The organism is Rhizobium sp. WYCCWR 11146, assembly GCF_013591995.1.
GTDB classification, from domain to species: Bacteria; Pseudomonadota; Alphaproteobacteria; order Rhizobiales; family Rhizobiaceae; genus Rhizobium; species Rhizobium indicum.
In genome coordinates this window covers 248800-262711 of the sequence record NZ_JACCEY010000007.1, presented here as the reverse complement: position 1 = coordinate 262711, position 13912 = coordinate 248800, and the positions used below count along the sequence as shown (strand labels likewise).

The following is a 13912-nucleotide window of genomic DNA, read 5'->3' as shown; positions in this document are numbered from 1 at the left end:
TCTACTATTCGTTTGTCTGATGTCAATTCTTGACGCACAAATGAGCCGCGTTCGACTTCCTTCTTTGAGAATATCTGCGTGACAATTGAAAATCCGGCCAGACGCCTCGCAGGCAGCGAGCACGAGAAGGGTGTGCTTCTCATCGTTGCCGCGACACTTGCCTGGAGCGCGAGCGGCGTCTATTCGCGACTCCTGACGACCGATGTGTGGACGGCGATCGCCTGGCGATCGTTGTTCGGTGGCCTGTTCCTGCTGATCCCCTGCCTTTTCCTCGAAGGGGGCATTTCACGGCAGCAATGGCGATCCGTCTTCCATCCGTCCGGTCTTGCGATGATCGCATGCCAGACTTTCAGTCAGGTATGCTTCATCGGGGCGCTCTATATGACCACCGTCGCCAATGTGACGATGATCTATGCGACCGCGCCCTTCATCGCGGCCATGCTCGGCTGGGTCATCCTTAGGGAGAGGGTCTCCAGGCGGACGCTGATTGCCGGCGGCATCTCGCTCCTCGGCGTGGCCGTCATCGTCGCCTCGTCGATCGGCGGAGGGACCGGCGTGGGCGATCTGCTGGCGCTCGGCATGACGGCGTCCTTCGCGCTGGTCATCATCATTCCGCGCATCAATCCCGGCGTGCCGAGCCTGCCGCCGACCGTCGTCAGCGCCTTCCTGACGCTGGCCATCTTTGCCCCGTTCGGTTCGGTCGGCTCGCTCGACCTGCACAATTGGATCGTTCTTGCCGCCTTCGGCGCGACCAATTTCTCCCTGGCGCTGGTGCTCTTCCTTGCCGGGGCGAAGCGGATGCCGCCGGCTGAAGCCGCGCTGATCGGCACGATGGAAATCGTACTCACGCCGTTCTGGGTCTGGCTGTTGTTTGCCGAGCAACCGCCCGTCGCTACCTTTTTCGGCGGCGCGATCATCCTCGGCGCCGTGCTCTGGCACACGGCCATCGACGTCAGCCGCAGCCGGCGACCGCATCGCGCCTAAAGCCTTTAGGCGGCGATCAAATCTTCCGGGACGATCCGGAAAACCGCCGTATTCGCGGGATCAATTATTTCCGCTGCGCAGCGCTATTGCGACTTTGCCGACTGTCGTCTTTGAGTTGCGCCCATGTCGTTTTCTTGATCGCTGTTGTCCGTCAGGCATGGTTTGTTAGTGGTGTTCAAGGCGCTATCTCGCAAACTGGCGAAATGGACCATTGGGACGCCGGCCTGACGCCGGCGCTGCCCCGCAGCGGTAGAAGAACTGAAATCCTCAAGGAAATCGCCGGATAGACATCCGGAAAGATATCGTGATGGATCGAAAGGAGATTCTGGAGCCGGAAACCAGCTCTTGCACAGCAAATCGACGGATTGCGGACAGACGGTCACGAGCGGAACCACAGGCGAAAACCGTGGCGTTCATCCTCTTCTCCACCCAATCTGCCGTTTTGAAAATCCGAATATCGCCCGATGCGGCGGTATCCTCGTGTTGTGGACACCGGGCTGCAGAGGAGGCAGGCCGGAGGGAAGGTTGCCATCGACTGCATCGGTTGCAGATCGAGGCATTCAAACAAGTGGGAGGAATCCATGAGCAAAAATAGAGGCGTCGTCTATCTCCGTCCTGGCAAGGTCGAAGTGCGCGACATCGACGATCCGAAGCTGGAAGCGCCCGACGGCCGCCGCATCGAACACGGCGTCATCCTGAAGGTGATATCGACCAATATCTGCGGCTCCGATCAACACATGGTCCGCGGCCGCACGACGGCGATGCCGGGCCTGGTCCTCGGTCATGAAATCACTGGCGAGATCATCGAGAAAGGCATCGACGTCGAGATGCTCGACATCGGCGATATCGTCTCGGTGCCTTTCAATGTCGCCTGCGGCCGTTGCCGCTGCTGCAAGTCTCAGGATACCGGTGTCTGCCTGACGGTCAACCCGGCCCGCGCCGGCGGTGCTTACGGTTATGTCGACATGGGCGGCTGGATCGGCGGACAGGCGCGCTACGTCACTATCCCCTATGCAGATTTCAACCTGTTGAAAATCCCCGATCGGGACAAGGCAATGGCGAAGATCCGCGATCTCACTATGCTCTCCGACATTCTGCCCACCGGCTTCCATGGCGCGGTGCGTGCAGGCGTTGGGGTCGGCTCGACCGTCTATGTCGCCGGCGCCGGCCCGGTCGGCCTTGCCGCTGCGGCTTCGGCTCGCATTCTCGGCGCTGCTGTCGTGATGATCGGTGATTTCAACAAGGACCGTCTGGCGCATGCGGCAAAGGTCGGTTTCGAACCGATCGACCTGTCGAAGAGCGACCGTCTTGGCGACATGATCGCGCAGGTCGTCGGCACCAACGAGGTGGACAGCGCCATTGATGCGGTCGGCTTCGAGGCACGCGGCCACTCGGGCGGGGAACAGCCGGCGATCGTGCTCAATCAGATGATGGAGATTACCCGAGCCGCGGGTTCGATCGGCATTCCCGGCCTCTATGTCACCGAGGATCCGGGCGCCGTCGACAACGCCGCCAAACACGGCAATCTTTCGCTCCGCTTCGGCCTCGGATGGGCCAAGGCACAGTCCTTCCACACCGGCCAGACTCCGGTGATCAAATACAATCGTCAACTCATGCAGGCGATCCTCCACGACCGACTGCCAATTGCCGATATCGTCAACGCCAAGGTCATCCCGCTCGACGATGCCGCCAATGGATATGAGAGCTTCGACCAGGGAGCGGCGACGAAATATGTCCTCGATCCGCACGGAGAGGTCGCGAAAGCCGCATAGCGATACGACCGAAGGACTTGGTAGGGATGGTCGGGCGGAAAACCCGACCATCCCGCATTCTCGAAAGTTGGCCGGCGAACTACTGGATGCTGAACGGGAAATATTTTGCGTTGATCATGTCATAGGTCCCGTCCGCCTTGATGCTCTTCAACGCTTCGTTCAGGCGCGTCAGACGCTCCTTGTCATCCAGGCGCAGCGCGATCCCGGCACCTTCACCGAAATATGTGACGTCGATCAGATCCGGCCCTTTGAACTCGCAGCAGCCCCCTGCCTTGGTGTTGGCAATCCAGTCGTAGATGGCGAGTTTATCCTCGAGGATAATGTCGACGCTCCCATCTGCCAGGCCCTTGTACAATTCCGGCGAAGACCGAAAAACCGTCCTTTTCATTTCTGGATAGAGATGGTTGGCATAGGATTCCTGCGCCGTCGACGATGTCACCCCAAGAATTTTGTCGCTGAGGGCGGCGGGGCTGACATCGCTGATTGACGAATCCTTCCGGGCGATGAACACCGACGGGCTGTTGTAGTATTTTTCAGTGAAGGCAACCTTTTGACGCCGCTCGAGGCTCATCGACATGGATGAGATGATCGCGTCGTATTTGTCGGCAACGAGATCGGGGATGATGTCGTCCCACTTCTCGATGATAAATTGGCATTCGAACTTGCCAACCTCGCAGAGAGCATTGGCAATATCGATGTCGAAGCCCTGAAGCTTGTTATTTGCATCGAGATAGTTGAAGGGCGGAAACGCACCTTCGACGGCAATTCTCATCGGCGTGCGATCTTGCGCAGCCACCTCGAGCGGCGAGGCCGCCAAAAAGATACCGATCCCGCCCGCCATCAGCGCTCCGCGCACTATAGTCTGAATGGATATGCGCAACATCGTCGGGAGCTCCTTAGGGCATAGTCGATCTCGCGCCATAGTGGCTCACAGCTTTTAATTCTACGTGAACGCTTCTTTGTTAGCGTCGACGAATGCGCCCGCGTCGTGGTGTTCAGGGGTCTACGCTTGCACATCGTTCTTCCTTCCAGCTCCAACACGTTTCAGCAATCCTGGATCGCTTCGGGAAGAATTCTGTTTCTTATTGCCGTTAGCGGGCTTGGAGCGATCGGACTTGTCGTGCTTTCGGCGCTCTGGGCAGGAACCGAGAGCGACGCTGCAGCCCTTGATCGACAGCGCCAGCTTGTGAATGCCCGCCTGCGCGAACAGGTCGATCAAGTCGCGCATGTTATCGGCCAGTTCGGCAATGGTTACCTCGCACGTGTCTATCCTGCCGCCCTGCCGACCGAAGGCTCCTCCAGCCTCGATGCCGTTTTGACGGCGGCAGCCGGGAGTGCGATCAGCCAGACGGCGATGTCTGCGTTCGGCTACGATCAGGCCTTTGTCGTCGACGAAAAGGCTCAACTGCTCATGCTGGCGGACGCCCAAACGGAGAAGCGGTACCGCTGGATGAAGCCTCTCTTTTTGCCTCTCCTTAAGGATGCCCGCTTTGGCGTCAGGCGAAGCACGGCTTTGAACGAACGAACGCCATCCTCAATGGAAGCCCGCCTTGCCAACGCCGCGCGTTCCAACCGTGCTCTGGCCAATCTGATGCGGTTGGAGGGCCGGCCGACCATCGTGGGCGTCGTCGCCATTAACGAGACTGGCGGGGGACAGCAGCAGCCGATGCGGCAATTCTTGATCGTCGTGCGCTTTATCGATGGTGCGGCGCTGGACGAATTGAGCCGGGAGCAGGGCCTCAACGGCGCGCGCTTCGCGCGCACGGCCGATGCAGACGAAAACGAGGTTGCGTTCCAGATCGACGCCACGGCAAACGGCGAACCGATCGGCTTCATCGTATGGCGGCCCGATCTTCCAGGTTCAAGGGTGATCGGCCGATTGATGCCGGCGCTTTCGATTGCCGCCTTGGTGATCGCGATCCTGTTCTCGGTCTTGCTGGTGCGCCTGCGAAGCAGTCTCGGCGAGCTGAAGAGAAGCGAGCTGCATGCAAGGCAGCTTGCCTTGCATGATGTGCTGACCGATCTTCCCAACCGCGCTTTGTTCGCGATGAGGTTCGACGAGTGCCTTGCCGAGACGCAGAATTCGACAGAACGCTCGGCAGTCGCGCTTCTCGACCTCGACCGCTTCAAAGCGGTGAACGACACGTTCGGCCATGCCGCCGGCGATGAACTCATCAGGATGGCTGCGGAGCGGATCCGCTCCCAGCTTCGTCCGGGCGACACGCTTGCCCGGCTCGGAGGGGACGAATTCGCCCTGCTTCTCCGGGACATCAAAGATCATGACCATGTTTTGCCGGCAATATGCGAAGCGATCGTTGCCGAACTCGGCAAACCCTTCCCGCTTTTGAGGGGCGAGGCGGTCGCGCGCGTCGGCGGCTCGATCGGCGTGACAGTCGTGCCGAATGCCGGGCGGAATGCCGATGACATCATGCGCTACGCCGACGTCGCGCTGTACGAGGCAAAGATGGGGGGCAGGGGCCAGTGGCGTCTCTATTCACCGTCCATGGATGGCGGCAGAAATGCGCGCGACATTCTCAAGAACGAATTGCGGGAAGTTCTGGCCAAAGACACGGCCTCATCCGCCGACGGTCCGCAATCCGATCCGATTGTGAACAGGCCGGACTTCGGATCGCTCGAGGTCTATTACCAAACGGTGCATCGCGCTGAGGCAGGATACGCGGCGTCGGGCGCGGAGGCCTTGGTGCGCTGGCGTCACAGCCAGCGCGGGCTCTTGACGCCTGCCAGCTTCATCCCTGTCGCCGAGGAGGGCGGCCTCATCGACGCTCTCGGTTTCTGGGTCTTGCGCGAGGCCTGCAGAGCCGCCTGCAAATGGCCGGAAGACACATTCGTTGCGGTCAATGTGTCTCCCGCCCAGTTGAGAAGACCAAATTTCGCCGAGGAAGTCTTCGCCGTGCTTGAGGAGAGCGGCCTGCAGCCGTCCCGGCTTGAGCTCGAGCTCACCGAGTCCTCGCTCATCGAAGACAACTCGGACGTTTATACGGTGCTGAAGTCGCTACGCAGCCGGGGTGTTCAGGTTTCGCTGGATGATTTCGGAACCGGCTTTTCATGCCTCAGCCATCTGGTGCGCTTCGATATCGACCGCATCAAGATCGATCGTTCGTTCGTCTCACAGCTCGGCACCAAAGCCAACGGGGCGGCAATCATCGGTGCCATCGTCGCGCTCAGCCGCAACCTCGGTATCTCGACGACGGCTGAAGGGGTCGAAACCGAATATCAACGCGACTTTCTGGCCGCCCTCGGCTGCACCGACCTCCAAGGCTACTTCTTCTCCAAACCCGTTCCTCTTGGCGACCTTGACAGTTTCCGGAAAGTTGAGAGTGCCACTGGGTTACTCACGACCGCCCGAGGCGCCGTCGCGTGAGAGGCTTCGGATCTTCCGTAGGTTAGAGGAACTTTCGCCCCGCGTCGCGGTTGACGCCCGAAGACCGGATGGAGGATCTGATGGGCGAGGTTGGGGAGTGGCGGCACCTTTGCGTCGACATGCAGCGGATGTTTGCCGAAGACACGCCGTGGCACGTTCCCTGGATGGCACGGATCTCTCCCCAGATCGAAGAGCTGGCCGGGCGGCATCCGTCCCGAACGATCTTTACCCGCTTCCTGCCACCCGAGCGTGCGGATGACATGCCGGGGAAATGGCGGGATTATTACCGGAAATGGTGGATGATGACGGGCGAACATCTGCCGCGCGGCCTCATCGATCTCTCTTCATCGCTGGCATCGCTGGTTCCGCCGGCAAGGCATTTCGACAAACGCACCTATTCCCCTTGGATCGACGGCCGCCTTTATCCGATCCTTCAGTCGGAGCGGGTCGATACGCTTGTGATAACGGGCGGTGAAACGGATGTCTGCGTGCTTGCCACGACGCTCGGCGCGATCGATCTCGCCTATCGTGTCATCGTCCTAAGAGACGCCGTGTGCAGCGGCGCCGACGATACGCATGACGCGTCACTGGAACTTCTGCACGATCGGTTCTCCGTGCAGCTCGAACTCATGGAGACCGAGGAATTTTTGAGGGGCGTTGGCTAGAGCCTGGTGTGGCGATACAGCCTTCGCAGCAATACTGCTCATCGCCACGAATGACATGGAGATGACCGAGAGGTCGGCCTTAGCGTTTGCCGATCGAGGGACTAAACACCATGAGGCTCAGAATCTCAAAGAGCACTTGTGCCGCGGCGTGCGCCGTGTTGGTCGTTGCGTCATATTGCGGAGCCACTTCGACGACATCACCCCCCACCAGGTTTATCCCTTTCAGCCCGCGTATCAGTTCAAGGACTTCACGCGTGGTCAATCCACCGACCTCGGGCGTGCCCGTGCCGGGCGCAAAGCTCGGATCGAGGCTGTCGACGTCGAAGGAAAGGTAGGTCGGGCCGTCGCCGACGATGGATTTTGCCTTGGCAATGACGGCAGGAATCCCCATTCCGCTGATGTCCTCTGCGTGGATCACGGTCATTCCCGAGGCATAGGAGAATTCCCACAAATATTCCGCCGAACCACGGATGCCAATCTGGATCGTCCGTGTCGGATCGAGCACGCCATCCAGCACCGCATTACGGAACGGCCCGCCGTGATGAAACTTCGTCTGATCGAAAGCGCCGCTCGTATCGCAATGGGCATCAATATGAATGAGGCCGACCGGTTGCTGCCGACCGATTGCCTTCAAAATCGGGTGGCTGATGGAATGATCGCCCCCGACGGAAAGCGGGGCAACCCCGGCGTCGACGATCTGGCCGATGCGCTTTTCGATGTCATCATGGCTGAGTTCCAGCCGGTAACGGCTTTGGAACTGGATATCGCCGATATCGGCGACCCGAAGATCGAAGACCGGCGCCGTAGCGAGAACGTGATTATACGGGCCGATCCTTTCGATGGCGCGAAGTGCTCTCGGTCCGAAACGCGAGCCTGGACGATTGGTGACGCCAAGATCCATGGGGATCCCGGTGATTGCAACCTGGAGGTTGCCGAAGTCCGGATCATCGGCTGCGACCTGCATGTAGGGTGCGCTGAGGAATGTCGGCACTCCGGCATAGGGCGCCAGTCTCGTGCCGCTCTTGGAGATGATCTTCTCCGCCACTTTCCGAAACTTCTCATCGAATATCTCGCCGCCATTGGCGTCTGCAAATTCTGCGCGCAGCTGTTCGAGCCGCGTTTTGTCCCACACCATGCGCCGTGTCTCCGCTTCAGGTCCGTCTCGCCAGACAAAGAGGTTGAGAAAGCAATTGGTATCGTTGTAGCAATCGGTATCAAAGAGAAATCGACATGATCGCTGCAAAACCCAATACCCTCGTTGCCCGCCTCTCTGCTCCCCCCATTCCTTCCGTCGTCGCCTGGAGCCGCGAATATAAAGGAGAAAAAGGACCGCTCATCGACCTCTCGCAAGCCGTTCCCGGCTATCCCGCGCATCCGGAGATGCTGCGGCTTCTGGGCGAAGCGGCTGGGCAACAGGCCATGACGGGTTACGGGCCGATCGAAGGTGAACCTTTATTGCGCAAGGCCTACGCGGCTCATCTTGCCGAGCTTTACGGCGCCGACCTTTCCGCCGGTAATATCCACATTACCGCCGGCTGCAATCAGGCGTTCATGTGTACGGCGATCGCGCTTGCGGGCGCGGGCGATACGGTGGCACTGACCAATCCCTTCTATTTCAACTACGACACGACGCTATCGATGCTTGGGATCGAGCGCCGGTTGGTCGATTGCGACCCCGCCAGCGGCTTTCTTCCCGATCCGGGTTCAGCCGAGGCTGCCCTTGCCGCCGGCGCGAAGATGCTTGCCGTCGTCACACCCAACAATCCCACCGGGGCCGTGTATCCGCCGAGCCTGCTGCATGAGCTTTTTGTGCTCTGCCGGAAATATGGCGCCTGGCTGATCCTCGATGAAACCTATCGCGATTTCCTCGGCGAGGATTACAGACGGCCGCACGCACTCCTCTCAGAGCCGGGCTGGGAAGACACGCTCGTTCTTCTCTACAGCTTCTCGAAATCCTTCTGCATTCCCGGTCACAGGCTGGGTGCAATCACGGCAGGGCCTAAACTCATCGCCGAGATCGCCAAGGTGATGGACAATATGCAGATCTGCGCACCGCGGTCGGCGCAGGTCGCCGTTGCATCGGCGATCCCGGCGCTCGCCGATTGGCGGGCCGGTAATCGGCTGGAGATTGCTCGCCGGGCGGACGCTTTGAGGTTGGTCTTTTCCGGGCTGCCGGATTGGGAGATCGGAGCGATCGGCGCCTATTTCGCTTTTGTCCGCCATCCCCACGCCGATAAATCGTCTTCCGAGGTTGCCGAAAAACTCGCCAAGGAATCCGGCATCGTTTGTCTACCCGGCGCTTATTTCGGCGAGGGCCAAGAGCGATACCTCAGACTTGCCTTTGCCAATGCTGATGTCGCCTCGATTGGGCTATTGTCCGAGCGCCTTCGCTAGACCGTTTTGGTCAACCTCCGCCGGAAGTTCATGAAAGCCGCCGCGCCAGTAAACCAGCGGCCCTATGCCCTGCCGGACTTCCATTGCGCAGACATGTCCGACCAAAACGGCATGGGAATTGTAGTGGAATGCGGTTTCGAGCTTGCAGTCCAGGACCGTCAGGGCGTTTTCAAGGACCGCCGCGCCGGTCTTGAGGCGATACCACCCCGCACCGCTGTAGCGTTCGGCGCCCTTTCGTCCGTCAAGACCGGCAAAGGATTGCGCCACCTGCTGCTGGTCGGCGGCGAGCACGTTGACACAGAAGCAGCCGTACCGCTGGAGCGCCGGCCACGAGGAAGACGCTCGGTTGACGCTGACGATGACGGACGGCAGCTCTGCCGAAAGCGAGGAGACCGACGTTGCCGTGAAGCCGGTGCGGTGTTGCCCATCGCCGACCGTAATCACGCTGACGGCACCCGCCAGATGACGCATCGAAAGCTTGAAGTCGGCTTCGCTGATCAAAGCCTCGACACTCATCGGGCGTGCTCTTTCGTTTTGGCAAAGCGGTTGACAGGCATTGAAAGACCCAGGTTTTCGCGCAAGGTCTTGCCCTCGTATTCCTCGCGGAACAGTCCGCGACGTCGAAGCTCGGGCAGAACAAGCCGCACGAAGTCGTCGAGGCTGGACGGCAAGGTCGGAAACATCAGGATGAAGCCGTCGGCGGCGCGCGTCTCGAACCATTCCTCCATGAAGTCGGCAATCTGGGCCGGCGTGCCTGTCATGCCATTTCCGGTATGCTTCTCGGCATAGTGCCGGATGAGTTCGCCGACGGTGCGGCCGCTTCTGACGAAGTCGACCAGCTCGTCGAACAAGGCACGTGATCCCTTTGGCGCCGCCGGCAGCCGATCCATGGGGAAGGGCTTGTCGAGAGCGACATCGCGCAGGTCCGCCTCGAGGAATTCGGAGAGCATCAGCCGACCGACATCCGGATGCATCTTATCGATCAGATAATCCACCTTCGCCTTTGCCTCGGCTTCGGTTTCACCGACGTTGATCACGATGCCCGGCATGATTTTCAGGTCGTCCGGATCGCGCCCATGGGCCGGCATCCGGCGCTTGACGTTTTCGTAAAAGGCCCGGTTCCGTTCGATATTCGATGCGAGGCTGAAGACGATCTCGGCCGTGCGCGCCGCCATGTCCATTCCGGGTTCCGAACCGCCCGCCTGGGCGATGACCGGGCGGCCCTGGGGCGTTCGCGCGATGTTGAGGGGACCGCGAACCTGGAAGTGCTTGCCTTTGTGATTGAGCGTGTGGTGCTTGTCCTTGTCATAGTAGACACCGTTTTCACGGTCGAGAAGCAGTGCGCCTTCCTCGAAGCTGTCCCAAAGGCCGAACACGACGTCGACGAACTCGTTGCCGCGCTCGTAACGCAACGCATGCGGGTCGAGCCCTTCGCGATTGAAGTTGTAGCCGGTTTCGTCGTGGTCTGACGTGACGACATTCCAGCAGACGCGGCCGTTGCTCAGATGGTCGATCGAGGCGAACAGGCGCGCGACATTGTATGGCTCGTAATAACTCGTCGAGACCGTCGCCACGAGACCGAGATCGTTGGTGGTGACCGCCAGAGCCGAAAGCAGCGAGAGCGGTTCGAAACGGTTCATCTTGGTCGGAATGCGGGAAAGCGCTTTCGGATCGCCGACGGCGGCGGCAGGAGAATCCGCCATGAACATGAAATCGAATTTGGCCGCCTCGGATCGTTTGGCAACATCGAGCAGATGAGCGAAGTCGTTGGCGCCATTGACGTCGCTTGCCGGATGCAGCCAGGAGGCAGGATGAAAGCCGAACGTATAGACGAAAGTCCCGAGTTTCATCTTGTCAGTTCGCGCCATCGAGCTCTCCTGCTATGTCAGCCACGCCGCCAACGGTGGAGGGCGACTGCGCAAATTATCGCCAGGCGCAAATTTTCATCAATATCGCGCAGCTAGGTTCCGTTTTAGTTTTTCTAAAGTATCGGCTTAGGCGCGGACGCCAGGGCTTGCTGACGGGAAATAGCGACGAGCCAATCGCGGAATTCGCGCCCGTGGGGCTTCTGCAAGGCCGCCCGATCCCATGCGAGAAAATAGCTTTCGCGCAGTGCAATGCGCAGGTCGACGGGAATGACGAGCGTTTGCGCCTCGAGCTCATCCGATATCATCGACATTTGTGCGAGCACGACGCCGCGCTTGTTAACGGCCGCGTCAATAGCACTGCTCGACAGGGTGAAGGAAAGGCCTGGCGTTGACGCGTCGAAGGAGACACCGGCCTTGGCGGCAAACTCCGCCCAGCTGGGGTAGGGGGTGAAGTGCCGTTCCCACTCGACATGGAGGAGGGGCTGTTCGAAGAGATCGCGAACCGCATGCGCGCGATCCTGCATCAGCGCCGGCGAACAGGCAGGCACCACCCAATCGCGAAACAGTTCGGTATAATGTTCGTGCTGCAGCACGTCCGACCCGTAGCTCACGCGGAAATCGATATCGTCGAAGCCGATGCGGGGCTCTCTGTCGCGTCCGATGATCCTCACCTGCACGTCGGGATGAAGCGCCTGCCAGTCGAAGATGCGCCTGCCGATCCATTTGTTGACGACGGAGGAAAGCGCACTGAGAACCAATGCTGTCTCATTGCGCGCCTTTTCCAGCAATTGCCCGGCGAGCGCGAATTGCTCAAATCCCTTCGATATCTCCTGGTGGTAGAGCCGGCCCCAGGCAGTCAGCTCGACGGTTCGTCCGCTACGCTCGAGAAGCGAAACGCCAAGGAAGCTTTCGATTTTGTGAACCTGCTGGCTGATTGCTCCCGGCGAAACGTTGAGTTCCAGTGCCGCGGCCGTCACGCCGCCGCAGCGCCCCACCGCCTCGAAGGCCTGCAAGCCCTTCAGGGGGATCGTCTTGAAGCGCTCATCGGTCACTTGCGGAGCCTCTCGTGATTGGCGTCGAACTCAATTTGCTGCCGGATGAAACGTCCCCGCAAACTGGAACCGGTCGCCTGGATGGGTAAACTCGACATATGTCACCGTGCGGCCGTTCTGCCAGGTCTGGCGGATGAGGCTAAGGCAGGCCTCGCCCCTCTCCGTCTGCAGGATTCGGGCCGTCACGGTATCGGCCGAGACGGCACGAATGACATGTTTGGCTTTGGACCAGGGCACCTGCTCAAGCAGCCATTTGCCGGGCGGAATTGAAGCAAAGCTCTCCTCTCTCGCCCGTGGCACAGCATCGAGCATGATGATCCGTCGCTCGATGGCATTCGGTCTGCCGTCGACGATATGCAGGCATTGAAGCCTGAGGACCTCTGCGTCGGCAGGCTCCGACAGCTGCTGCGCCTCCGCCTCTCCAAGGCGCTCGATCTTGCGGGCGAGGATTTCGAAGCGGTGCTCGTGCCCGGCCAGTTCCGCTTCGGTGCTGATATCCTGGATATCCATCACCGTGCGGTCGATCTGGGGCGATGCGACGAACGAACCGGTCTTGCGCCGTCTGACGATCATGCCACGCTCGGCCAGCGCCGACAGCGCCTTGCTGACCGTCATGCGCGAGCATCGATATTCCGCTACCAGTTCGTGCTCGACGGGAATACGGTCACCCGGCCGCCAATCACCGCTGATGATCTTCGTTTCGATATCCGTGAAAATGCGCTGATAAATCGACACCAAGCCCGTACCTCATCCGGCGTCAGCGACCATGAATCCGCAACGGTCATGCCAGCGAGATCGACGCCATCCGGCACAAATTTTGCGTTCCTCGTCTTTTACATTGACACTCTAGGCCAGCCTATATCTATTTGTATAGTCAAAAGCGGAGCATAGAAATCCGCGCAGAGGAAATCGAAGTCGGGAACCAAAACTCCCCCGCCCGGGGAATAAAAACTGGAGAGATGATCATGAAGGCACATTCACTGCTGAAGGGTCTGGTCGGCGCTGCGTTCCTCATCGGAGCAGCCGTTTCCGCCCATGCCGCCGACACGCTGGCAACCGTCAAGGCAGCCGGCACCCTCAAGGTTGGCACCGAAACGGCTTTCGCACCGTTCGACTATATCGATGCCGGTGAACATACCGGCTTGAACGTCGAGCTCTTTGCCGAGATCGGCAAGGAACTCGGCGTCAAGATCGAGTGGGTAGCTCTTCCCTTGGATGGTGTCTTTCCGGCGCTCGAGGCCGGCAAGTTCGATGTCGTCGCGGGTCCTGCAACGATCACCAAGAAGCGCTTGGAGCGCTATCGCTTCACGCCGCCGATCGCCGAAGCGACGATTGCGATCCTGAAGAAGGCTGGCGATGCGACGATCAGCAAGCCGGAAGATATTGCCGGCAAGAAGATCGGCGTCGGCAAGGCAACTGCTCAGCTCGACCAGCTGAAGGAATTCTCCGAGACGCTGCCGACCAAGGTCGACGTGCGCGAATATCCGGCTTTTACCGAATCCTACGCCGATCTCGCAGCCGGGCGCATTGCCGGCGTTGCCAACTCGCTGCCGAATATCGCCTTCGTCGCCAGCCAGCGAAAGGGCACGTTCGAAGTCGTCCTGCCGCCATTCGGCAAGAAGTCCTACTTCGGCTTCATCGGTCTCAAGGATGCCGATCACGCCCCGCTGATGGATGCGATCGATGCCGCGATGCTCAAGATCAAGGCAGATGGACGCATGGCTGAGCTGCAGAAGAAGTGGTTCGGTGCATCTTTTGATACGCCCGATGCTGTCAAGGACCCGGCATTCTGATT

The 13912-nt window shown here is 59.9% G+C and carries 12 protein-coding genes and 1 riboswitch; of the genes, 6 read left to right on the top strand and 6 right to left on the bottom strand.

What is annotated here, in order from left to right:
* The first annotated feature begins 78 nt into the window (after positions 1-78).
* Both HX899_RS35545 and fdhA read left to right on the top strand, forming a co-directional pair.
* Positions 79-984, top strand: coding sequence for a DMT family transporter (locus HX899_RS35545; RefSeq protein WP_181291692.1), 906 nt, complete (start codon positions 79-81; stop codon positions 982-984).
* A 161-nt stretch (positions 985-1145) separates the two neighbouring features.
* A riboswitch (cobalamin riboswitch) is annotated at positions 1146-1346 on the top strand.
* Positions 1347-1565: 219 nt separating this feature from the next.
* The gene (fdhA, locus tag HX899_RS04270) at positions 1566-2756 is read left to right on the top strand and encodes a formaldehyde dehydrogenase, glutathione-independent (RefSeq protein WP_020047878.1); all 1191 of its coding nucleotides are present in this window, start codon (positions 1566-1568) and stop codon (positions 2754-2756) included.
* Positions 2757-2835: 79 nt separating this feature from the next.
* Here the strand turns inward: fdhA and HX899_RS04265 are convergent, their stop codons facing one another.
* On the bottom strand, positions 2836-3639 hold the full coding sequence (locus tag HX899_RS04265; protein WP_138334669.1) for a transporter substrate-binding domain-containing protein: 804 nt from the start codon (positions 3637-3639) through the stop codon (positions 2836-2838).
* Positions 3640-3744: 105 nt separating this feature from the next.
* Here HX899_RS04265 and HX899_RS04260 point away from each other — a divergent pair, with 105 nt between their 5' ends.
* Together HX899_RS04260 and HX899_RS04255 are read left to right on the top strand one after the other, a co-directional pair.
* A complete protein-coding gene (locus HX899_RS04260) occupies positions 3745-6138 on the top strand; it encodes a bifunctional diguanylate cyclase/phosphodiesterase (protein WP_138334668.1) in 2394 nt (797 codons plus the stop codon).
* An 80-nt stretch (positions 6139-6218) separates the two neighbouring features.
* Positions 6219-6803 (top strand): cysteine hydrolase family protein, encoded by a 585-nt coding sequence (locus HX899_RS04255; RefSeq protein ID WP_138390113.1) that lies wholly within the window; start codon positions 6219-6221, stop codon positions 6801-6803.
* Between the two features lie 79 nt (positions 6804-6882).
* On the opposite strand, the gene speB is transcribed toward HX899_RS04255, so the two are convergent.
* Complete coding sequence (gene speB, locus HX899_RS04250) at positions 6883-7938, bottom strand: agmatinase (RefSeq protein WP_181291691.1); 1056 nt, start codon at positions 7936-7938, stop codon at positions 6883-6885.
* Positions 7939-8033: 95 nt separating this feature from the next.
* Here speB and HX899_RS04245 point away from each other — a divergent pair, with 95 nt between their 5' ends.
* The gene (locus HX899_RS04245; RefSeq protein WP_181291690.1) at positions 8034-9197 is read left to right on the top strand and encodes an aminotransferase; all 1164 of its coding nucleotides are present in this window, start codon (positions 8034-8036) and stop codon (positions 9195-9197) included.
* Here HX899_RS04245 and HX899_RS04240 read toward each other — a convergent pair.
* The 4 genes from HX899_RS04240 to hutC form a co-directional block, all read right to left on the bottom strand.
* Positions 9174-9713, bottom strand: coding sequence for a flavin reductase family protein (locus HX899_RS04240; RefSeq protein ID WP_171600072.1), 540 nt, complete (start codon positions 9711-9713; stop codon positions 9174-9176). The two genes, HX899_RS04245 and HX899_RS04240, sit on opposite strands and share 24 nt — an antisense overlap.
* Entirely contained in the window at positions 9710-11065 is a 1356-nt protein-coding gene (locus HX899_RS04235; protein WP_181291689.1) for an LLM class flavin-dependent oxidoreductase, read from the bottom strand. The genes HX899_RS04240 and HX899_RS04235 overlap by 4 nt, the downstream gene beginning before the upstream one ends.
* Before the next feature lie 113 nt (positions 11066-11178).
* A complete protein-coding gene (locus HX899_RS04230) occupies positions 11179-12117 on the bottom strand; it encodes a LysR substrate-binding domain-containing protein (protein ID WP_171600074.1) in 939 nt (312 codons plus the stop codon).
* A gap of 30 nt (positions 12118-12147) precedes the next feature.
* The gene (gene hutC / locus HX899_RS04225) at positions 12148-12855 is read right to left on the bottom strand and encodes a histidine utilization repressor (protein WP_138390108.1); all 708 of its coding nucleotides are present in this window, start codon (positions 12853-12855) and stop codon (positions 12148-12150) included.
* Positions 12856-13082: 227 nt separating this feature from the next.
* Between hutC and HX899_RS04220 the strand changes: the two genes are divergently transcribed.
* Entirely contained in the window at positions 13083-13910 is an 828-nt protein-coding gene (locus tag HX899_RS04220) for a transporter substrate-binding domain-containing protein (protein WP_181291688.1), read from the top strand.
* Positions 13911-13912: the final 2 nt, after the last annotated feature.

What these genes read in the sequence shown, in the direction of transcription:
- fdhA (WP_020047878.1), top strand. Translation starts at nt 1,566, where the DNA reads ATGAGCAAAAATAGAGGCGTCGTCTATCTCCGTCCTGGCAAGGTCGAA.
- HX899_RS04265 (WP_138334669.1), bottom strand. Translation starts at nt 3,639, where the DNA reads ATGTTGCGCATATCCATTCAGACTATAGTGCGCGGAGCGCTGATGGCG.
- HX899_RS04255 (WP_138390113.1), top strand. Translation starts at nt 6,219, where the DNA reads ATGGGCGAGGTTGGGGAGTGGCGGCACCTTTGCGTCGACATGCAGCGG.
- speB (WP_181291691.1), bottom strand. Translation starts at nt 7,938, where the DNA reads ATGGTGTGGGACAAAACGCGGCTCGAACAGCTGCGCGCAGAATTTGCA.
- HX899_RS04245 (WP_181291690.1), top strand. Translation starts at nt 8,034, where the DNA reads ATGATCGCTGCAAAACCCAATACCCTCGTTGCCCGCCTCTCTGCTCCC.
- HX899_RS04240 (WP_171600072.1), bottom strand. Translation starts at nt 9,713, where the DNA reads ATGAGTGTCGAGGCTTTGATCAGCGAAGCCGACTTCAAGCTTTCGATG.
- HX899_RS04235 (WP_181291689.1), bottom strand. Translation starts at nt 11,065, where the DNA reads ATGGCGCGAACTGACAAGATGAAACTCGGGACTTTCGTCTATACGTTC.
- HX899_RS04220 (WP_181291688.1), top strand. Translation starts at nt 13,083, where the DNA reads ATGAAGGCACATTCACTGCTGAAGGGTCTGGTCGGCGCTGCGTTCCTC.